This window comes from Streptomyces sp. NPDC111507 (assembly GCF_055638955.1).
On sequence record NZ_JBVKBU010000009.1, the window covers coordinates 71,501 to 90,768 of the forward strand.

Genomic DNA, 19,268 nt, shown 5'->3' on the forward strand with positions numbered 1-19,268 from the left:
CCGAACCGCCCCCGCCCCGGTCGTCGCGAGCTCCGACGACCGGGGCGGACGGCGGACGGCCGGCCGGAGTCAGCTCACCTCGGTGGCCGCCCGCTTCGGTACGTCCTCTTCGGACCCGTCCGCCTGCTCGGGTACGAACGCGATCTCGCCGTCCAGCACCTTCTTCACCCGTTCCGTGTCGAGCGCACCCTCCCAGCGGGACACGACGAAGACGGCGACGCAGTTGCCGAGCAGGTTCGTGGCGACGCGCATCGAGTCCATGATGCGGTCCACGCCGAGGAGGAGGGCGACCGCTCCGACGGGGATGACCCCGAGGGCGGAGGCCGTCGCGGAGAGGGCGAGGAAGGCGGAACCCGGCACACCCGCCATGCCCTTGCTGGTCAGCATGAGGACCAGGACGACCGTGATCTGCTGGCCCAGGCTCAGATCCACGCCCACCGCCTGCGCGATGAACAACGTGCCGATCGACAGGTAGATCGAGGCGCCGTCGAGGTTGAAGGAGTAGCCGGTGGGCAGGACCAGGCCCACGGCGTCGTCGCGGCAGCCCGCCTGGCGCAGCTTCTGCATCATGCGCGGCATGACGGTCTCGCTGGAGGCGGTACCGAGCGCGAGCAGCATTTCCTCGCGGGTGTAACGGACGAACTTCCACAGGCTGATGCCGGTGACCGCCTTCAGGGCGAGGGCCAGCAGGAGCAGGAAGATCAGCGCGGCCGCGTAACAGACGCCGATGAGCTTGCCGTAGGTGGACATGACGCCGACCCCGTACTGGCCCACCAGATGGGCCGTCGCGCCGAACACGGCGAGCGGGGCGAGCTTCATGATGAAGCCGACGACCGCGAAGACGACCTCCTGCGCCTGTTCGACGGCGGGCAGGATCGCGGGCACCTTGCCGTGGCCGAGATGCAGCACGGCCGCGCCCACCAGGCAGGCGAGGACGAGGACTTGGAGCAGGGAGTTCTCGGCGAACGCGCCGACCGCGCTGTCGGGCAGCGCGTGCAGGATGAACTCGCTGGTCGACGGGAGCGAGCCGCCGCCGGTCTTGCCGTCGACCGCCGAGGCGTCCAGCTTCGAGGGGTCGACGTTCATGCCGGTGCCGGGCGCGACGAGGTTGCCCGCGAGCAGTCCGACGAGCAGCGCGAACGTGGTCGCGACCTCGAACCAGACCAGGGCCTTGAGCCCGATCCGGCCGAAGGCCTTCAGGTCACCGGCCTTGGTGATGCCGACGACCACCACGCAGAACACCAGGGGCGCAATCATCGCCTTGATGAGGCGGACGAAGCCGTCACCGAGCGGCTGGGCGGCGGTGGCGGCGTCGGGCCACAGTCTTCCGACGAGAATGCCGAGGACGAGCGCGCAGGCGACCTGCGCGAACAGTGAGGTGCGCAGCGTGCGTGCGACGCGTCGCGGCAGGGACGGTACGGACGGTGGCACGGTATTCCTCCAGAGCAACTTCTGCCATGTGGAAACTCGATTCCACATCGTGGTGGGCGTCACTATGTCGGAGTAGTGCGATCCGCAGAAGACCCTGAGCGTCACCGGCCGAGATCTTGGACGTTGCTCTAAAGCAACTGCTTCAAATCGGCTGCTTCAAGGCATCACTTCAGAGGCGTCGCTCCGAAGGGGGCAAGGACAGAGGTGTGTGCCGAAGTGTCGTGAACGGTCGGGACCTCGTCAGGTGAACGCCAACACCCTGGCCCGCCGCCCTCCCCCCGCGTTCGATGGAACGCGGATACCCGTGTCGACGTACGCCGAGGGGTGAGCGAGCGATGGGCGAGGGAGAGCGGCGGCGGGTCGTCGTGGGGGTGAGCGGTTCGCCGGGGAGTCTGGCGGCGCTGCACCGGGGCGCGTTCGAGGCACGCCGCACCGGCGCCGTGCTGCTGGCCGTGGGTGCCTGGGAACCGCCGCGCGGCGCGCTCGCCCACCCGAGTTCGATGCTCGCGCCGCCGATGACCGAGTTCCGGCAGATGGCGGACGACCGGCTGCTCACCGCCCTCGACACGGCCTTCGGCGCCGACGGGCCCGGGGTGCCGTGCCGGGGGCTGGTCGTGTGGGACCGGCCGGGGCGCGCGCTGGTGCGGACCGCCGACCGGATCGGCGACCTCTTGGTGATCGGCGGCGGGCGACGCGGCCGGATGCGCCGGGCGCTGTACCCGTCCGTCGCGCGCTACTGCCTCGCGCACGCCGCCTGCCCGGTGCTGGCCGTACCGCGCTCACCGCTGCACCGCGAACTCGCCTCCGTACGCCGCCGGGTCAGCCTGCGCCTGCCGCTCGACGCCAGCGAACTGACGGACGGCAGGTCCCCCGACCCGCTGTCCTGAACCGTCGTCCCGATCTGCCGTCCCGGCCCCGCCGTCCCGACTCAGCCGACCCGGAAGCCCGCCGAGACCGTGTCGAAGACCGGGCGGAAGCTGTCCCACTTGAGGTCCGGAGCCGAGAGGTAGATGTCGTACTCCCGGCCGCCCTCCTGCCCGAAGCCCAGGTCGATGGCGCGGAACGTCCGGACCCGGCCCTTGAAGGTGAACTCCCACACGGCCGCGGGCTTCTCCTGGAACGTGGTGCGCTGCATGCGCAGTTTCCGGTACGAGGAGGGGTAGTTGACCTTGGTGTTCGCCTCGATGTTCGTGAAGTGCGACTCGGGGTTCGCGCCCGCCGGCTCGACCATGCCGATCGTGAGTTCCGCGAGACCTGTCGTGTCGGTGTAGGTGACCTGTTCGGAGGTCGCCTTGCCGCGCTTCCAGCTGTCCGGGACCGGGAAGGAGACGCCCAGCTTCTTGTCCGTGACCAGGTGGTAGCCCGCGGGAACGGCCGGTGGCGCCGAGGTGGAAGCGGCCGCTTTGTGGTGGGTGCCGCCGCTCTTGCCGTCCCGGGTCATGGACCACGCGCCCGCCACGGTCGCGGCCGCCAGCACCACGGCCAGCGCGCTCCAGACGGCCACCCGGCGCCCACGGGCCCGGGGCGGTGCGTCTTTTTGCGCCAGTGCCACTGTGGTCGCGGTCCGCGGAGACGGTGCCGGTACCGGAGCTGGTACCGGTACCGGACGTGTGGGCGTCAGCTGCGTCGGTACCCCCGACACCACTTCCCTCAGGACCCGCTCCACCTCCTGCGCCGACGGCCGCTCCTGCGGTTCCTTCGCGAGCAGCGCGTCGATGAGGGGTTCCAGCGGCCCGGCCTGCTTCATGGGGTCGACCGGGTCGACCGCGATGGCGTACGCCGTCTCCACGGCCGTGGCCTTGCGGAACGGCGGCCGCCCCTCGACGGACTGGTAGAGGGTCGCCCCGAGCGCCCACAGGTCCGCGGCGGGTCCGGGCTTCTTGCCCCGCATCCGTTCGGGCGCGATGTAGTCGATCGAGCCGATGATCTCGCCGGTCTTGGTCAGCGTCGAGGTGCCGGTCGCCATGGCGATGCCGAAGTCGGTGAGGACGACGCGGCCGTCGGCGCCGAGCAGGACGTTGCCCGGCTTGACGTCACGGTGCAGCACCCCGGCGGCGTGCGCGGCCCGCAGCGCGGCGACCATGCCGAGGCCGATCCGCGCGGCCTCGCTGGGCGGCACCGCGCCGCCGTCCGTGAGCAGGGCCGCGAGGGTGGTGGAGGGCACGTACTCCATGACGATGCAGGGCAGCCCCTCGTCGTCCACCACGTCATGCACGACGACCACGTGGGGATGGGCGATACGGGCGGCGCTGCGCGCCTCGCGGCGGGTGCGTTCGTGGAGGGTGACGAGCTCGTCGTCGGTCAGGTGCCGCTGGACATGCAGCCGCTTGAGCGCGACCTCGCGGTTGAGGACCTCGTCCTCGGCACGCCACACCGTGCCCATGCCGCCACGGCCGATCTGTTCGATCAGCCGGTAGCGCCCGGCGACCAGCCGCCCCTCGTCCGCCACCGCATGCCCCTTGCCGTTTTTTCCGGACCGCTCGCTCCGGACCGGTTCGAACCATTGCGCGTTCGATTCGTGTCGACACCATAGTCGGCCCAGGTTGCGGGGGAATCTCAGCCCGGGTCCCGCTCGTCAGGGGCCGCGAGGACGAGTTGGGTCAGCGGAGTGGGGTCGCCCGTGTCCAGGGTGACCCGGTAGAGGCCGGGCGCGGGCACGGTGACACGGGCCGCGAGGTGGTCGTCGTCGCCGTACAGCCGGGCGGGTCCGGCGAAGGCCCCGCCGACCTCCTCGACCGCGCAGTCCAGTCCCGCGGGACTGTCGACGCCGCGCACCCGGACCGTCCAGGGCGTGCCCGGCGCGACGAGGTCCGGGACCTCGATGCCGACCCGGGCCCCGGCCTGCGGGGGACCGAGGTGCTCGTCCTCCTCCAGGAACGAGGTCACCGCCTCCAACGCGGCCTCCCCCTGGGCCAGCGCACCGTGCTGCAGTGCGAGGGGCACGACGGCGCGGTTCAAGGGGGAGGTCGCGGACTCCTTGTGCACGGTGCCGTCGCCGCCCACGTCGAAGCGGCGCGGGGCGCCGGTCTCGTCGCGCATCAGCTCGCCGTCGCTGTGCTCGCGGTAGCAGTGCTCGGAGGCGGTCACCACGCCCTGCCGGAGCGCCAGGGACTGAAGGGTGGGCTGGCTGATGCCCACCAGCGCCCGGTGCCCGGGCAGCGCCCGCCCGCACAGGGTGTCGTGCAGGGTCTGGGAGTCGACGGCCAGATCCTTGTCGCCGCCCAGGTCGGCGATATCCGTGGGGCTGAGCCGGCGGATGTTCAGGCCCTCGTCGAGACAGGGGAACGTCGGGAGCAGGTCGTGCAGGCCCGGCATGGTGTACGCGAGTCTCCTGAGCCTGCCGTGCGGCAGCGGAACCGGCGTGCCCCGCCCGGTGTTGAGGATCGCGGCGGCGGCCACCGCCCCCTGGAAGGGCGTACCGAGGGTGAGCACCCCACGAGTGTCCGCCGCGAGGTCGCCGTCGGGGCCGTCGGTGAGAGCGGCGAGGGTGAGCAGTCCGCCCATGGAGTGCGCGACGAAGACGAGCCGGCCCTCCCGTTCGTCGACCCGGTGCTTGCGGGCGAGCGCGTGGGCGGGGTGCCGCCGCCACCGCTCCAGGTGTTCGCGCGCGGCCTCGGCGAGGAACCGGGCGTTCGTGGCGACGGACAGCCGCCAGTCGTAGGCGAAGGGCAGCACGGCCGCCGGGTCGGCCACGCTCCGGGTGACCGTCGCGACCAGGTCGTTGTAGGGCTCGATGCCGCGCAGGAACGGGCTCCAGGCGGGGGTGCGCAGCAGGCGCCGGGCCCGGATGCGGCCGAGGCGGCCCTCGCGTTCGTCGGACGTGAGGCGCAGGGCGCGCAGTCCCCGGGGCGCCGTCCACGCCTTCAGCAGCCATCCGGCGTTCGCGAGGCCCCAGACGACCTCGCCGGACTCCGTGTCGTACAACTCGCTCCCCATGATGCCGGGAACGACGACGACGGCGTCCTGCGTCGTGTTCGGGGAGAGGCCGGGGAGGCTGTAGGGCCGCTCGTCCGGGCGGCGGCCTGCGGTATTGGGCTGCGACGACTCGGTCATGGCGGGAACAATAGAGACCATGCGAGGGCGGGCGGGCGGGCTTGTCAGGATCGGGGAGCCGGGGGACGCCGGCGATACGGGGCAGGCCACGGCGGGCCGTGCCTCGGTGAACACCGTGGAGGAGGACTCCGCGCGGCGCACCCTGTTGACCCTCGCCGTCCGTGACTACGGCGACGGGGACGCGGAGTTCACCGCCGGCATCGACGAACAGCTCTCGGTCGTGGCCGACTGGTGGTGCGCCCCGGGGGCATCGGAGCCCTTCACCCACGTCCCCGCGCCGGAGCTGCGCGAGCGCTACGACGTCGAGCGCTTCCTGCACGAGAGCGGGGTGCGCGAGACGCGCGGCCGCGCCCTGGTCGTCTTCATCACGGGACACGGCCAACTGGGCGCCTCCCGCACCCACTTCCTCCAGTTGCCGAGGACCGAACCCCGGCGCCAGCTGGCCACGGCCATCCGCACCAGCGAGATCGTCGCCGCCGCCCTCGACTCCCGCGCCGAACACGTCCTGGTCGTCATCAACACCTGCTACGCGGCCGGGATCGCCGAGGAGCTGGAGAAGCTGCACCAGGAGATCCTGCCGAGCCGGCGCACCGGCGGCAGCCTGGACGTCGTCGCCACCTGTGCCCACGACCAGCTGGTCCAGGTACGGCAGTTCCCCTCGGTGATGCGCCGTGTGCTGGAGCGGCTGCGCACCACCGCCCAGATCACCACGCCCTGGCTGAGCGTCGCCCATCTGATGACGGAGTTCGAGAGCGAACTCGGCACCGACACCGAGCGGCGCAAGCACCGGCTCAAGCGGGTCCTGGACGGCGGCGGCCAGACCGCCCTGACGCCCTGTCTGCCGAACCCCGGCTACCGGCCCGTACGGGAACTGGTGGGGCCCGCGCGCCGCCAGCTCGCCACCCCCGCCGACGAGGTCGACCACTGGCTCGACCGCGCCAGCGGCCGCCCCCAGGAGACCGACCCCGGCTGGTACTTCAGCGGTCGGGAGGGACTGGGCCGCGCCGTCACCGCGTTCCTCGGCCGTCCCCGCGGTGTCCTGCTGCTGACCGGAACCGCCGGGAGCGGCAAGTCGGCCGTGCTGGCGCGGGCCGTGACGCTCAGCGACCCGCTGTTCCGCGACGACCCGCGCTACGGCCGCGCGCTGCGCTCGGCCGCGCCCGAGACCGTCCCGCCCGAGGGCTCCGTCACCGCCGCCGTACTGGCCCGCCACCGCACCGCCTCCGACGTGCTCGGCGACCTGCTGCGCGCCCTGGAACTGCCACCGCGCCCGGCCGGGCCGACCGACGACCCGGTGGAACTGCGCCGCGCCCAGCTGCTGGCGCATCTGGACGAGCCGGGCGACCCGGTCACGCTCGTCCTCGACGGCCTGGACGAGTCCGTCGAACCCTTCCGCGTGATCAGGGACGTCCTCGCCCCGCTCACCGCCCACTGCGGCGCCGCCCCCGCGCTGCCCGGCCAGCGCCGTCCGGAGCGGCAGCGGTCCCTGCGGCTGCTGATCGGCGTACGCAGCAGCCGTCCCCGTACGGACCGGGCCGCCCCTCCCGGCATCGCGGGGCGGGAGGCGGGGCTGCTCGGCGCGCTCCGGGAGGTCTTTCCCACGGCGTCCGTGCTGCGTACCGACGAGACGGACAGCGAGAGCGACATCGCCGACTACGTCCAGGCGCTGGTCGGCGCCGAGACGTCCGGCGGCGACAGCACCCGGCAGGCGGCCGAGACCGTCGCCAAGCGGGTCTGGCCGTCGTTCCTGGACGCCCGGCTGGCCGGCGAGCAGCTGCACCACGCGTCCGACCCCGACGCGCTGGCGGGCAACCCCGACTGGCTCGACCTGCTGCAGGCGGGCACCATCGGTCTGCTCCGGCGCGATCTGGCGCTCGTCGAGGACGAGGGGCTGCCCGCGGAGGTGGCCCTCGCGCTGCTGCGGGCCGCCGCGTTCGCGTTGGGCGCGGGCATCCCCTGGTCGGACGTGTGGCCTGCCGTCGCCGGGGCGCTGCTCGGCCGGCCGGTCGAGGAGCCGGACCGGATGATCGAGAACCTGCTGAAGAGCAGGCTCGCCGGATATCTGGCCCACGACGACGAGGACGACCGGCTGGTGTACCGGCCGGCCCACGAAGCCCTGGCCGAGCTCCTGCGGGATCCCCGCCAGGACCTGCTGGCCGGCGTCGGGGGCGACGCCGTATGAGCGACGCGGAGAGCCCGTACCGCGCGCCCCGTCCGGGCCGCTCCCGCACGGGCGACTCGAGGACGTGGGCCGACGACTCGAAGGCCTGGGCCGACACCAAGGACGCGCACCGGCTCATCGCCGAGGCGCTGGCCCGGCTCGTCGCCGCGGACCCGACGATCCCGCCGCACCCGTATCTCAGCCGCCACCTGGCCCATCACGCGGCTCGGGGCGAGGTCCTCGACGACGCCCATGTACCGCTCGCCGTACTGCCCTGGGAGTCCAGCGCGAACGTGCGCACCCTGCTGCGGCAGAGCGACGCGGTGAGCGCGGCGCGACGACAGGAGTGGCTGGAGGCGTGGGCCCGCATCGAGCCCTTCATCGGCGGCGCCGGTCCGGACTCCCGGCTGACGAGCCTGCACCTGGCCCATCACGCGGCGACCCGCCCCCGCACCCCGCTCGACACGTCCGCCGCGCGGGTGTCCGGTTCGCGCATCACCCCGCTGTGGAGCGACTGGACGGCGCAGGACAACGTACTGGCGGTCTCCGAGACCCGCCTCGAATCGCTGACCCGCACCACGACCAGCGACGGCCGCTCCCTGCTGGTCAGCGGCGACAACCACGGCACGATCCGGATGTGGGAGCCGCACGGCGTACCGGCGATGGCGCCGCTGCACACGTACGGCGGGGCGGTCCAGCATCTGCTGCCGCTCCCGGGCGATCTGCTGCTCTCCGCGGGCACCGACGGTTCGGTGCGCGTCTGGCACCTCACCCGGGGCCAACTGCTGGCCGAACCCGTCCACCGCCCCGGCACCTGGGTCAGCGCCCTCACTCTCTTCGCGGCGAGGGACGCCCCGGAGGTCGTCCTCGTCGCCCACAGCGACGGCCGTCTCGGCGCCCTGGATCCCGTCACCTTCCGGCCCGTCGACACCCCGCTGCCCTCCCTCGACCCCGCGCCGGCCCTGCTGAGCGGGGTCGGTCTGGGCGGGGCGGAGGGGATGGCGCTGGCCGTGGCCCAGGGCCGGCGGGTGCGCGTCTGGGACCCGCGGCGGGCCGACGGGTACACGCACGAGCACGAGCACGAGGGGGCGGTGCGGGCCCTGGTGGACCTCGCGGCGCCGGGGCGGTACGCGCTCTGCGACGACTCGGGGTACATCGGCTTCCGGGACGCCTCGACGGGCCGGGAGACGGTCGTCGCGCCCGCTCCGCCCGCGGGGCCCGTCGTCGCCCTGACCGCCCTGACCGTGGCGGGCCGGGCGGCGGTGGCGTCCGGGGGCAGCGACCACACCCTGCGGGTCTGGGACGCGCGGACGGGCGCGGCGATCGGCGGCCCCCTGGAAGGGCACACCGCTCCTCCCGTGGCTCTGACCACCCTGCCGGGCACCGCGCGGGAACTCCCCGCCCCGGCCGGGCAGGAGCTCTCCGCCCCGGCCGGGCAGGAACTCCTCGTCTCGGCCGGCGCGGACCACACCCTGCGGCGCTGGAAGCCGGGTGGCCCGGGCGTCGGCGCCGGGCGCGCGGTCCGGCGGCCCGTCACGGCGGCGGCGCTGTCCGGTCCGGGGTCCACCGCCGGCGCGCCGCTGATCGCCGTGGCCGACGAGTCCGGTACGGCGCTGTGGGACACCGGGACCGGTCGCCCGGTCCTCCTCCCGGCGGGCCACGCCCCGGTGACCGCCCTCGCCTCGGCGCGCGTCCGGGGCGAACCCCTGCTGGTGACCGCGCACAACGACGCCGGAATCCAGCTGTGGTCACTGGACCGGGGCGCCCACGCCGCCCCCGCGCGGCTGGCCGGACTCCTCGGCCACAGCCTGCCGGTGCGGTCCATGGCCGCCTTCCCGCACGACGGACGGACCCTGCTGGTCACCGGGGGCGCCGACGGCACCGTACGCCTGTGGGACCTCGACCGGATGGGTGCGCTGGCCTGCCGGGAGGACCATCTGCTCAGCGTCCGGGACGTCACCGTGCTCGACACGGCACAGGGTCCGCGGATCGTCTCGGCGGGCACCGACGGGACCGTACGGCTCTGGGATCCGGTCACGCTGCGGCCCGTGGGAGCGCCGCTCCACTGCGAGCAGCGGGTCGTCAACGCCGTCGCCGCCGTGCCCGTCGACGAGCCGGACGGTGCCGAACTCGTCGCGTCCGGCGGGGAGGACGGCACGATCCGGCTCTGGGATCCCGGCACCGGGCGGCCGGTCGGGCGACGGCTGGACATCGGCGACGGGCCGGTGGCCGCGCTGGCGTTCTTCCGGACCGCGACCGGCCGCCCCTGCCTCGCGGCGACGGGCCCCGGCGGAACCATCCACCTGTGGGACACCGACACCGGCTCGCACCTGCTGCGGATCGTGACGGGCAGCCCGCTCGGGACCCTCGACGCGCTCGACGCCCACCGGCCGGGCGGCCCGCACCCCGAGCACCCCGTCCTCCTCGCGGCCGGAGTCGCTGGCGTATGCGTGTTCGACGTCCGAATGGAGGGGCGCTGATCCGGCGCCCGCCGGGCCGCCCAACGTGGGCGTGCGCCTCCCGTGTGCCCCAGCGCCCCCCTCTCGCGCCCCCGCCACGGCGTGGAACCGGGCATCCCGGGGCGCGCGCTACGGGAGAATGATCGCCCGCATGTTCCGGCGGAACATGCGGGCGAGGGACACGTACAGCCACGGAAACGTACGGGCACGGGAACCTGCGGGACACAGGGACACGCGCCTCGTGCGGACCGCGCGGACCGCGCGGCGCCTTCCGCACGGCACGGAGGCCGCGCGGGCCGTACGAACCCGGGTCCCTCGGCCCGCCGGGCGGCGCCCCGGCAGTGCGGCTGCGGCCGCAGACCATCGGCTCAGCAGCGAGGACCAGGATGAACAACAGCCCTTCGGCGGTGACCACAGCCCACTTACCGTCTCTCGTCCCCGCTCCGGAACGCGGAGTGTGGCGGCTGGGCAAGAGGGACCACCCCAAGGAGTACAACCGGCTCGAACCCGAGACCAGCCAGGGCTCCAGCGCGGGCCGCTTCAGCCTCGCCACCTACGGAATGCTGTACTGCGCCAGCGATCCAGCCGGCTGTTACGCCGAGGCGCTCGCGCCCTTCCGCGTCCACCCCAAGCTGCGCGGGCTCATCGGCCACGAGTGGGACGAGCGGCCCAGCCACATGAGGCTCGGCCACCTGGCCTCGGGCTGGCGCGAGGACCACATCCTGGTCCGGCTCGAACCCGCCAAGGACGCCCAGTTCCTCGACGTCGACGCCGAGGCCACCCGGGCCGTCCTCGCGCGCGAACTCCGGGGCGAACTGGCGGCGTGGGACATCGAGCCCCCGCTCACCGACGTGCACATCCACGGGCGAGACCGCAGACTCGCCCGGCAGATCGCGGCCTGGACGGTCGCCCAGCGCAACGACGCCGGCCACCGGCTGGCCCAGGGCATCGCCTACCGCTCCGGATACGGCGGGCGCACCTGCTGGGCCATCTTCCACGACGTCGATCTCGTCGAGGCCGAGCGGCGCCCCATCCAGCCGGAGTCCCCCGAACTGCGCGCGGTCGCGGCGGAGTACGGCCTGCGTGTCTTCTGAACGGGGTCTTCGGGTCCGCCGAACGGCGCCGGCCCCCCGGGCGTTCGGCCGCACCCGCGTCGCCCGATCGAGCGGTGCTCCGTCCCGCACCCATCGGCGACACCGGAGAAAATCCCTGGTCAAACCCCTCACGCCACTTTCGAGGTGGGATTTCACAGGGGATTGAAGGGGGGAAAACGGTGGAGTGAGGGACCCTCAGACGGGTAGACTTCCTTCAACACAACTGAGGAGACGCCATGTTGACACCCTGTATGTCACCCCTCGCGCCATCCCGTGTCTTACCCGTTTCATGACCGCCAGGAAGCGAGGAATCATGCAGCCACTGCGAGAGTCCGCGGCCAAGACGGTCACCACGAGCGTCACCGACACGGTCACCGAGACCACCGCGCACGCCAACACGGTCCAGAAGTCGATCGCCGACATAGCGCGCTTCCTCCAGGACAACTTCGGGCAGAAACTCACCGCGTTCATCGCCGGTATCGAGGACCCGAAGCAGGTCGGCAAGTGGTCCAACGCCCAGAACAGCCCGAGAATCGACTCCGAGCTGCGCCTGAGGGCGGCCTACCAGGTGTTCCAGATCATCGAGCTCCAGGAGAACTGCCACACGGCACGCGCCTGGATGATCGGCATGAATCCGCAGCTGGAGGACGACTCACCGCTGCAGGCCATCGCCGAGGACCGGCACAAGGACGTCATGGCGGCGGCCCGCTCGTACGTCAAGGGCGATCTCTGACGCGCCCCACGGGCTTGCTTGCATATGCAAGGATCTCGCGCCTATCTTGGCGCGCATGCAGTCCTACACCATCGGTCAGGCGGCCCGGCTGCTCGGCGTGAGCCCGGACACCGCACGGCGGTGGGCGGACGCCGGGCGGATGGCGACGCACCGGGACGAGGGCGGGCGGCGGCTGATCGACGGGCGGGATCTGGCCGCGTTCTCCGTCGAGCTCGCCAAGGGCGGCAGCGGTGAGGAGGACGCCTCCTACACCTCCGTGCGCAACGCGTTCCCGGGCATCGTCACCGCCGTGAAGCTCGGCGACGTGGCGGCCCAGGTGGAGATCCAGGCCGGACCGCACCGGCTGGTCTCCCTGCTGACCCGGGAGGCCGTGGAGGAACTCGGCCTCGAGGTCGGCATGGAGGCCACCGCCCGCGTGAAGTCGACGAACGTGCACATCGACCGGGTCTAGGGCCTGTCTTTCGATTCAGACCCGTCGGGCGGTGGCCTCGGCGGCCGTCGGTCTACCCGCTCATCGGGTGACGGAGTACGAGTGCGCCCCCGTCCCCGCCAGCGCACCCCCGTCGACGATCAGGTACTCGTCCCGGATCGGGGTCCCGTCGAGCCAGGACTCCAGGATCTCCCGGGTGCCCGCCGCGTAGCGGGCCTGCGCGGACAGCGACGAACCCGAGATGTGCGGGGTCATTCCGTGGTGCGGCATGGTGCGCCAGGGGTGGCCGGCCGGCGCGGGCTGCGGGTACCAGACGTCACCCGCGTATCCCGCCAACTGCCCGCTGCGCAGCGCCCGGTCGACCGCGTCCCGGTCCACGATCCGGGCCCGCGCCGTGTTGATGAGATAGGCGCCGCGCTTCATCGTGGCGAGCAGCTCGTCGCCGAACAGGCCCTCCGTCTCCGGGTGCAGCGGCGCGTTGATGGTGACGACGTCGCAGTGCGGCGCCATCTCCGCGGCCGTGGCGTGGAAGGTCAGCCCGAGCTCCCGCTCCAGCTCCGTCGGCAGCCGGTGCCGGTCCGTGTAGTGCAGCTTCACGTCGAAGGGGGCGAGGCGGCGCAGCACCGCGAGGCCGATGCGACCGGCGGCGACCGTACCGACGTGCATGCCCTCCAGGTCGTACGAACGGGCCACGCAGTCCGCGATGTTCCAGCCGCCGTCCAGGACGACCTGGTGGGAGGGGAGGTAGTTGCGGACGAGGGAGAGCGTCATCATCACCACGTGCTCGGCGACGCTGATGCTGTTGCAGTACGTCACCTCGGCGACCGTGACACCGTGCGCGATGGCCGTGTCGAGGTCGACGTGGTCGGAGCCGATGCCCGCCGTGATCGCCAGCTTCAGGTTCTTCGCGGCGGCGATCCGCTCGGGGGTCAGATAGGCGGGCCAGAACGGCTGCGAGATGACGACGTCGGCGTCCGGCAGTTCCCGGTCGAAGACGCAGCCGTCACCGTCCTTGTCGGAGGTGACGACCAGGGTGTGGCCGCGCTCCTCCAGGAAGCGGCGCAGACCGAGTTCGCCGCTCACACTGCCGAGGAGGTGACCGGGGGTGAAGTCGGTCGCCTTCGGGGTGGGCGTGGTCTGACCGCCGGGGTAGTGGTCGATGACGGGGAGATCGTCCCGGGCGTACGTCGTGGGGTATCCGTCGGTCGGGTCGTCGTACAGCACGCAGAGCACCTTGGCCATGACGCGGCTCTCCTCAACTCCGTTGATCACGGGCTCCGTTGAACGGACGGTGCTGTCACGATCCTCGGAGCCGATCGCGCTGGTCAAAGCGAACGTCGCTATGCCCGGATAGACGGCGGCTATCAACGCGCCCTCAACCGCGCCCGCCCAGATAGGTGTGGAGCAGGGCGTCCAGCGCGTCCCTCACCCGCGCCTCCCGCGCCACCGTGAACAGCGCCTCCGCGAGGACGGAGGGAGGATCGTCCCGCGCCACGACGAGCCCCACCCTCGGCCCGTGCGCGGGCCCCTCCAACGGAACCACCCGCATCCCCTCCGGCATCCCGAACATGTGCAGCCAGGCATGGGAGATCACGCTGGACCAGCGGCCACTGGGCAGATGCGCGTACAGCCCGGCGACACTGTCCGACTCGATCGCCGGGGTCGCCTTCGCGCCGTCCGCCGCGAAGCACTCGTCGATGATCCGCCGGTTGCGCATCCGGGGGCTCAGCAGGCACAGGGGCAGGGCGGCCGCGTGCGCCCAGCGCGCGGTCGTCGCCGCGCCGAGCGGACCGGTCACCGGGGTGAGGAGCACATACCGCTCCTCGTACAGCGGGAAGCGGCGTACGTGACGGAGCTCTTCGTCGTCGAGATACGTCATGGCCGCGTCGAGCTCGAACTCGGCGAGCCCCTGGGTGATCTCGGCCGACGACAGGGACTCCAGGCCGACGCGGGCCCCCGGGTGGCGTTCGCAGAACGGGGTGGTGAGGAGGGAGGCGGCGGGCAGCGCGGTGGGGACGATGCCCAGGCGCAGGGTGCCGGTCAGGCCGCCGCGCAGTGCCGACAACTCCTGGTGCAGGGCGTCGCGTTCGGCGAGGATGCGGTGCGCCCAGGCGAGTACCACCTCCCCCTCCGGGGTCAGCCCCTCGTACCGTCTGCCACGGCGCACGATCGGCACGTCCAGCTCGTGTTCGAGACGGCGGATCGCGGCGGACAACGAGGGCTGCGAGACGAAGCAGGCGGCTGCCGCGCGGGCGAAGTGCCGCTCCCTGGCCAGCGCGACCAGGTACTCCAGCTGACGCAGCAGCATCCACGACCTCCCCGGCGGGTCAGGCTCGCAGACGCGTGTGCGTGGCGTCCATGCCCTGCCCGGCTACGTCCACGACGGGTAGTGCCCGTCCACGCGGATCGCGTTGATGCCGCTGATGTGCCGGGCGCCGCAGCGGTCCTGGGGCAGCACGAGCTGGGGGCCCGCCCGGTCCAGCGGGGTGTCGTCGATGCCGACCGCGAGGAGGACCGGGGCGTGCCCGAAGTCCGGGTCGATCTCGGCCCAGGTGAGGAGGGCGTGGTGGCCGTCCGCCCCGGTCACCGCGATGAGGAAGCGCAGCCGGTCCTTGCGGCGGGCGGGGTCGAAACCCGGTCCGGCGTCGTGCAGGACGTCGTGCAGCAGGGGCCCCTCGAAGCGGTGGTGCTGTACGCCGCTGGTGGCGCACTCGAAGCTGACCCGGGCCCGGTGCTGGGGCCAGGCCAGCAGGTCGGGCACGGTCAGCCGGACCGGGCGGGCGAGGTCTCCGGTCAGGGCGACCGACGCGAGCGAGTGAGCGGGCGGCTGGGTCAGGGACTGGCCCACTGGGCACCACCTCCCGCATGTCCGTACCCAGGAGGCGGTCCCGTACAAACGCACATGCATACATCCAGGCAACGATCGTGCAGCTCATGCGATGTGACAGGAGACTTCCGGCTTGCATCTGCGGAAGTATGATCGGCGTAAGCATGCCTGAGGCTTCCGAGGGAGTAGACCCGTGATGACCCGATCCACGCGCCGGACCCGCACCCGCACTCTGCGCGTGGCCGGCGTCGGTGCCGCCGCACTGCTGGCCCTGAGCGCCTGCTCGTCCTCCGACTCCGACTCCTCCTCCAACTCCTCCCCGAAGTCGGACACCTCGGCCTCCTCCTCGCCGAAGCTCTCCGGCACGGTGACCGTGTTCGCCGCCGCCTCGCTCAAGGAGAGCTTCACGACCCTGGGCAAGGAGTTCGAGAAGGCCAACCCGGGCACGAAGGTCACCTTCAACTTCGGCGGCAGCGACACCCTCGCCGCCAGCATCACCGGGGGCGCCCCGGCCGACGTGTTCGCCGCGGCCAGCCCCAAGACGATGGCGATCGTGACGGACAAGAAGGACGCCGCGACCACGCCCGCGACCTTCGTGCGCAACCAGCTGGAGATCGCGACCCTGCCCGGCAACCCCGACAAGGTCGCCTCCCTGAAGGACCTCACGAAGTCCGGCCTCAAGGTCGTACTCTGCGACAAGACGGTGCCGTGCGGTGCCGCCGCGCAGAAGGCGCTGGACGCGAGCAAGCTGAAGCTCACCCCGGTCTCCTACGAACAGGACGTCAAAAGCGCCCTGACGAAGGTGGAGCTGAAGGAGGCCGACGCCGCCGTCGTCTACAAGACCGATGTGAAGGCGGCGGGTGACAAGGTGGAGGGCGTGGAGTTCCCCGAGTCGGCCAAGGCCGTCAACGCGTACCCGATCGCCCTGCTCAAGGACGCGCCCAACGCGGAGGCGGCGAAGGCGTTCATCGCGCTCGTGCAGTCCGCCGAGGGCCAGAAGGTGCTCACCGCCGCGGGGTTCCTGCAGCCGTGACCGAGCTGGACGCCTCCGACGCCGCGGCCGACACCCTCACCGGTGGGCCGCGGCGCCGGCGCGTCCGGACGGGCGGCCGGCCGGCCGGGGTACCGCTCCCCCTCCTCCTCCCCGCCCTGGTCGGCCTGGCCTTCCTCCTGCTCCCCCTGCTCGCCCTGCTCGTACGGGCCCCCTGGCGGGACCTCCCGAACCAGCTGACCAGTACGGCGGTCTGGCAGGCGCTCCAGCTGTCCCTGGTCTGCGCCACGGCGGCGACCGGAGTGAGCCTGGTGCTGGGCGTGCCGCTGGCCTGGCTCCTCGCCCGTACGGACTTCCCCGGCCGGGGCTTCGTGCGGGCCCTGGTGACACTGCCCCTCGTGCTGCCTCCGGTCGTGGGCGGTGTGGCGCTGCTGCTGGCGCTCGGACGTAACGGCGTCGTCGGGCAGTGGCTGGACTCGTGGTTCGGGATCACGCTGCCGTTCACCACAGCGGGCGTCGTCGTCGCGGAGGCGTTCGTGGCGATGCCGTTCCTGGTCATCAGCGTGGAGGGCACGCTCCGGGCGGCCGATCCGCGCTACGAGGAGGCCGCCGCGACGCTCGGCGCCTCCCGGTTCACCGCATTCCGCCGGGTCACCCTGCCGTTGATCGCGCCCGGGATCGCCGCCGGTGCCGTACTGGCGTGGGCGCGCGCTCTGGGCGAGTTCGGGGCGACGATCACCTTCGCCGGCAACTTCCCCGGCCGCACCCAGACCATGCCGCTCGCCGTCTACCTGGCCCTCCAGAACGACCCGGCCGCCGCGATCGCCCTGAGCCTGGTCCTGCTGGCGGTGTCGATCGCGGTCCTGGCGGGCCTCAGGGACCGCTGGACGGCGGCGCCGTCATGACGGACCCGACGCTTCCCCCGGGTAAGCCCTCCGCCTCGGACAAAGGCCTCGACGCCCACCTGGTCGTCCACCGAGACACCTTCCGTCTCGACATCGCCCTGACCGCCGCGCCCGGTGACGTCGTCGCGCTGCTCGGGCCGAACGGGGCGGGCAAGAGCACCGCGCTGCGGGCGCTGGCGGGGCTCACGCCGTTGTCCGACGGCGGCCGGATCCGGCTGGACGGCGCGGACCTGGGACGTACGCCGCCCGAGGCCCGCCCGGTCGGCGTCGTCTTCCAGGACTATCTGCTCTTCCCGCACCTGTCCGCCCTCGACAACGTGGCGTTCGGGCCGCGCTGCCAGGGCGTACCGAAGGCGGCGGCGCGGGAGGGGGCCGCGCGGTGGCTGGAGCGGATGGGGCTGGCCGAGCACGCGGCCGCCAAGCCGCGCCGGCTGTCCGGCGGACAGGCGCAACGCGTCGCGCTCGCCCGCGCGCTGGCCACCCACCCCCGGCTGCTCCTGCTCGACGAGCCGCTCGCCGCGCTGGACGCCCGCACCCGCCTCGATGTGCGCTCCCAACTCCGGCGCCACCTCAGCGACTTCGAGGCCGTCGCCATACTCGTGACGCACGACCCGCTGGACGCCATGGTGCTCGCCGACCGGCTGGTCGTCGTCGAACACGGCCGGGTGGTCCAGGAGGGGACACCGTCGGACATCGCCCGCCACCCGCGCACGGACTACATCGCCCAACTCGTCGGCCTCAACCTCTACCGGGGCGCGGCCGAGGGCCACACCGTACGACTGGACACGGGTCCGGCGATCACCACGACCGAGGACCTGGACGGTCCCGTCTTCGTGGCGTTCCCGCCCAGTGCCGTCACGCTGTACCGCGACCGTCCGACCGGCTCCAGCGCGCGCAACCTGTGGCGGTGCGAGGTCGCGGGCCTGGAGACGCACGGCGACCAGATCCGCGCGGACCTCACCGGAGAGCTCGCGCTCGCCGCGGACCTGACGACGGTCGCCGCGGCCGAGCTCGACCTGCACACCGGGGCGCCGGTCTGGGCGACGGTGAAGGCCGCCCAGACGCACGCGTATCCGGCCTGACAAGGCCTGAGAACAAGGCCTCAGGAGGGGGAGGGGTCACTCCTCCTTGGGTACGGCGTCCGCGCGGACCATCACGCAGTCGAACTCGACGACCCGGCCGGTGCGCGCCTCACGCGTCACCGGGTACATCCCCGAGATCTCGAACCCGCTGCCCTCGTACGTGGCGATCGACTCGCTCATCCGGGGGCTGCCCTCGTAGAGCCGCAGGGCCGCGACCTCCGACTGCATGCCCACGAAGTCCGCGATCCGCTCACCGGCCCCCGCGAACACCTCCAGGTCGTAGCCCTGGGTGTCCATCTTCAGATACGGCCGGGGGTCGGCGATGCCGTCCAGCGCCTTCTCCAGCATCCCGTCGAGGCGCCGGATCTCGATCTCCTCGGTGTTGGTCTTCGCGAACCGGAGGTAGCGGTCCTTGCCGTAGTCGCTGGGCGGGAGAAGGGAGTTCATGGTGTTCCAGCCCACGTGGATGGACTGGGCGGAGTCCTCGCGGCCGAGCCCGACGTTGTACACCCACCAGTCGTCGTCCTTCTTGGCGGCGCGCTCCAGCTTCTCGAAGGCGTCCTTGGTGGGTTCGAAGGAGACGATCCGGCCGGTGTAGCCGAGCTTGCGCAGCCGCCGCCCGTACTGACCGGAGTTGGCGCCCACGTCGAAGACACAGTTGACCTGGTACTTCTCCAGCAGGGCCGTAACGTGCTGGGTACACAGATACTCGGCGGCGGCCAGCTGGAAACGACGTTCGTCGGCCGCCGAGGCCGTCTCGTCGACCAGCAGCCGCCCACCGGACTCGCCGAAGGAGACACTGCCCCAGACGTCACCCGGCGCCGACGGCTCCCGGGCGACCACCCACATGTCCGCCTTCGCCTCCGCGCCCACCGGTGTGACCACGTATGTTCCGCTGCCGCGGGTGATCAGATCGGCAGCGCGCCCCAAGGGGACGCGGGTACGTTTGCCGCGCCGGTAGACCACCGCCGCACCCGAACCGAGATCAAGAACCCGCACCCCGATCCGGGGCAGCAGACCGAGCATTCTTCTGTAAAGGGTCGGCATCCCCACACCCTTTCAGACTCCTGTGGGACACGGGAGTGGTCGGAGAACTTTCGAG

The 19,268-nt window shown here is 72.4% G+C and carries 16 protein-coding genes; 9 read left to right on the forward strand and 7 right to left on the reverse strand.

Translation table 11 applies throughout. The features are described 5' to 3' along the window. Positions 1–69: 69 nt before the first annotated feature. The gene (locus ACZ7M2_RS31625; RefSeq protein WP_352049415.1) at positions 70–1,431 is read right to left on the reverse strand and encodes a cation:dicarboxylate symporter family transporter; all 1,362 of its coding nucleotides are present in this window, start codon (positions 1,429–1,431) and stop codon (positions 70–72) included. A gap of 335 nt (positions 1,432–1,766) precedes the next feature. On the opposite strand from ACZ7M2_RS31625, the gene ACZ7M2_RS31630 reads away from it, so the two are divergent. Further along, a complete protein-coding gene (locus ACZ7M2_RS31630; RefSeq protein WP_403691472.1) occupies positions 1,767–2,318 on the forward strand; it encodes a universal stress protein in 552 nt (183 codons plus the stop codon). A 41-nt stretch (positions 2,319–2,359) separates the two neighbouring features. Here ACZ7M2_RS31630 and ACZ7M2_RS31635 read toward each other — a convergent pair whose 3' ends face one another. Beyond that, on the reverse strand, positions 2,360–3,880 hold the full coding sequence (locus tag ACZ7M2_RS31635; RefSeq protein ID WP_471598228.1) for a serine/threonine-protein kinase: 1,521 nt from the start codon (positions 3,878–3,880) through the stop codon (positions 2,360–2,362). A 107-nt stretch (positions 3,881–3,987) separates the two neighbouring features. Beyond that, positions 3,988–5,484, reverse strand: a complete 1,497-nt coding sequence (locus ACZ7M2_RS31640) for a lipase/acyltransferase domain-containing protein (protein WP_471598229.1) — start codon at positions 5,482–5,484, stop codon at positions 3,988–3,990. Positions 5,485–5,503: 19 nt separating this feature from the next. On the opposite strand from ACZ7M2_RS31640, the gene ACZ7M2_RS31645 reads away from it, so the two are divergent. The 5 genes from ACZ7M2_RS31645 (at position 5,504) to ACZ7M2_RS31665 (ending at position 12,382) form a co-directional block, all read left to right on the forward strand. Then, positions 5,504–7,666, forward strand: coding sequence for an AAA family ATPase (locus tag ACZ7M2_RS31645; protein WP_471598230.1), 2,163 nt, complete (start codon positions 5,504–5,506; stop codon positions 7,664–7,666). Then, complete coding sequence (locus ACZ7M2_RS31650; protein WP_471598231.1) at positions 7,663–10,125, forward strand: WD40 repeat domain-containing protein; 2,463 nt, start codon at positions 7,663–7,665, stop codon at positions 10,123–10,125. Before ACZ7M2_RS31645 ends, ACZ7M2_RS31650 begins: the two co-directional genes overlap by 4 nt. Before the next feature lie 365 nt (positions 10,126–10,490). Further along, complete coding sequence (locus ACZ7M2_RS31655) at positions 10,491–11,198, forward strand: RES domain-containing protein (RefSeq protein ID WP_471598232.1); 708 nt, start codon at positions 10,491–10,493, stop codon at positions 11,196–11,198. A gap of 313 nt (positions 11,199–11,511) precedes the next feature. Continuing rightward, positions 11,512–11,931, forward strand: coding sequence for an XRE family transcriptional regulator (locus ACZ7M2_RS31660; RefSeq protein WP_352049421.1), 420 nt, complete (start codon positions 11,512–11,514; stop codon positions 11,929–11,931). A 55-nt stretch (positions 11,932–11,986) separates the two neighbouring features. Continuing rightward, on the forward strand, positions 11,987–12,382 hold the full coding sequence (locus tag ACZ7M2_RS31665) for a TOBE domain-containing protein (RefSeq protein WP_054234136.1): 396 nt from the start codon (positions 11,987–11,989) through the stop codon (positions 12,380–12,382). Positions 12,383–12,442: 60 nt separating this feature from the next. Here ACZ7M2_RS31665 and ACZ7M2_RS31670 read toward each other — a convergent pair whose 3' ends face one another. The 3 genes from ACZ7M2_RS31670 to ACZ7M2_RS31680 all read right to left on the reverse strand — a co-directional run bounded on the left by ACZ7M2_RS31670 (position 12,443) and on the right by ACZ7M2_RS31680 (position 15,209). Beyond that, positions 12,443–13,603 (reverse strand): NAD-dependent formate dehydrogenase, encoded by a 1,161-nt coding sequence (locus tag ACZ7M2_RS31670; protein ID WP_471598397.1) that lies wholly within the window; start codon positions 13,601–13,603, stop codon positions 12,443–12,445. A gap of 133 nt (positions 13,604–13,736) precedes the next feature. Continuing rightward, positions 13,737–14,669 carry a LysR family transcriptional regulator gene (locus ACZ7M2_RS31675; RefSeq protein WP_352049423.1) on the reverse strand — a complete coding sequence of 311 codons (933 nt, stop codon included), beginning with the start codon at positions 14,667–14,669 and terminating at the stop codon, positions 13,737–13,739. Positions 14,670–14,732: 63 nt separating this feature from the next. Further along, positions 14,733–15,209, reverse strand: coding sequence for a molybdopterin-dependent oxidoreductase (locus ACZ7M2_RS31680; protein WP_471598233.1), 477 nt, complete (start codon positions 15,207–15,209; stop codon positions 14,733–14,735). Positions 15,210–15,384: 175 nt separating this feature from the next. On the opposite strand from ACZ7M2_RS31680, the gene modA reads away from it, so the two are divergent. From modA to ACZ7M2_RS31695, 3 genes are read left to right on the forward strand one after another with little or no spacing between them, the layout of a single operon-like run. Further along, positions 15,385–16,221 (forward strand): molybdate ABC transporter substrate-binding protein, encoded by an 837-nt coding sequence (modA, locus tag ACZ7M2_RS31685; protein WP_352049425.1) that lies wholly within the window; start codon positions 15,385–15,387, stop codon positions 16,219–16,221. After that, entirely contained in the window at positions 16,218–17,084 is an 867-nt protein-coding gene (modB, locus tag ACZ7M2_RS31690) for a molybdate ABC transporter permease subunit (protein ID WP_352049426.1), read from the forward strand. The genes modA and modB overlap by 4 nt, the downstream gene beginning before the upstream one ends. Then, positions 17,081–18,166, forward strand: a complete 1,086-nt coding sequence (locus ACZ7M2_RS31695) for an ABC transporter ATP-binding protein (RefSeq protein WP_471598234.1) — start codon at positions 17,081–17,083, stop codon at positions 18,164–18,166. The genes modB and ACZ7M2_RS31695 overlap by 4 nt, the downstream gene beginning before the upstream one ends. 36 nt (positions 18,167–18,202) lie before the next feature. Here ACZ7M2_RS31695 and ACZ7M2_RS31700 read toward each other — a convergent pair whose 3' ends face one another. After that, positions 18,203–19,213 carry an FkbM family methyltransferase gene (locus tag ACZ7M2_RS31700; protein WP_471598235.1) on the reverse strand — a complete coding sequence of 337 codons (1,011 nt, stop codon included), beginning with the start codon at positions 19,211–19,213 and terminating at the stop codon, positions 18,203–18,205. Positions 19,214–19,268 lie beyond the last annotated feature (55 nt).

Excerpts from the sequence above, each read along its gene's own strand:
- modA (WP_352049425.1), top strand. The coding sequence starts at position 15,385 with ATGACCCGATCCACGCGCCGGACCCGCACCCGCACTCTGCGCGTGGCC.
- ACZ7M2_RS31645 (WP_471598230.1), top strand. The coding sequence starts at position 5,504 with ATGCGAGGGCGGGCGGGCGGGCTTGTCAGGATCGGGGAGCCGGGGGAC.
- ACZ7M2_RS31630 (WP_403691472.1), top strand. The coding sequence starts at position 1,767 with ATGGGCGAGGGAGAGCGGCGGCGGGTCGTCGTGGGGGTGAGCGGTTCG.
- ACZ7M2_RS31670 (WP_471598397.1), bottom strand. The coding sequence starts at position 13,603 with ATGGCCAAGGTGCTCTGCGTGCTGTACGACGACCCGACCGACGGATAC.
- ACZ7M2_RS31655 (WP_471598232.1), top strand. The coding sequence starts at position 10,491 with ATGAACAACAGCCCTTCGGCGGTGACCACAGCCCACTTACCGTCTCTC.
- ACZ7M2_RS31640 (WP_471598229.1), bottom strand. The coding sequence starts at position 5,484 with ATGACCGAGTCGTCGCAGCCCAATACCGCAGGCCGCCGCCCGGACGAG.
- ACZ7M2_RS31695 (WP_471598234.1), top strand. The coding sequence starts at position 17,081 with ATGACGGACCCGACGCTTCCCCCGGGTAAGCCCTCCGCCTCGGACAAA.
- ACZ7M2_RS31660 (WP_352049421.1), top strand. The coding sequence starts at position 11,512 with ATGCAGCCACTGCGAGAGTCCGCGGCCAAGACGGTCACCACGAGCGTC.
- ACZ7M2_RS31675 (WP_352049423.1), bottom strand. The coding sequence starts at position 14,669 with ATGCTGCTGCGTCAGCTGGAGTACCTGGTCGCGCTGGCCAGGGAGCGG.
- ACZ7M2_RS31650 (WP_471598231.1), top strand. The coding sequence starts at position 7,663 with ATGAGCGACGCGGAGAGCCCGTACCGCGCGCCCCGTCCGGGCCGCTCC.
- ACZ7M2_RS31700 (WP_471598235.1), bottom strand. The coding sequence starts at position 19,213 with ATGCCGACCCTTTACAGAAGAATGCTCGGTCTGCTGCCCCGGATCGGG.
- ACZ7M2_RS31665 (WP_054234136.1), top strand. The coding sequence starts at position 11,987 with ATGCAGTCCTACACCATCGGTCAGGCGGCCCGGCTGCTCGGCGTGAGC.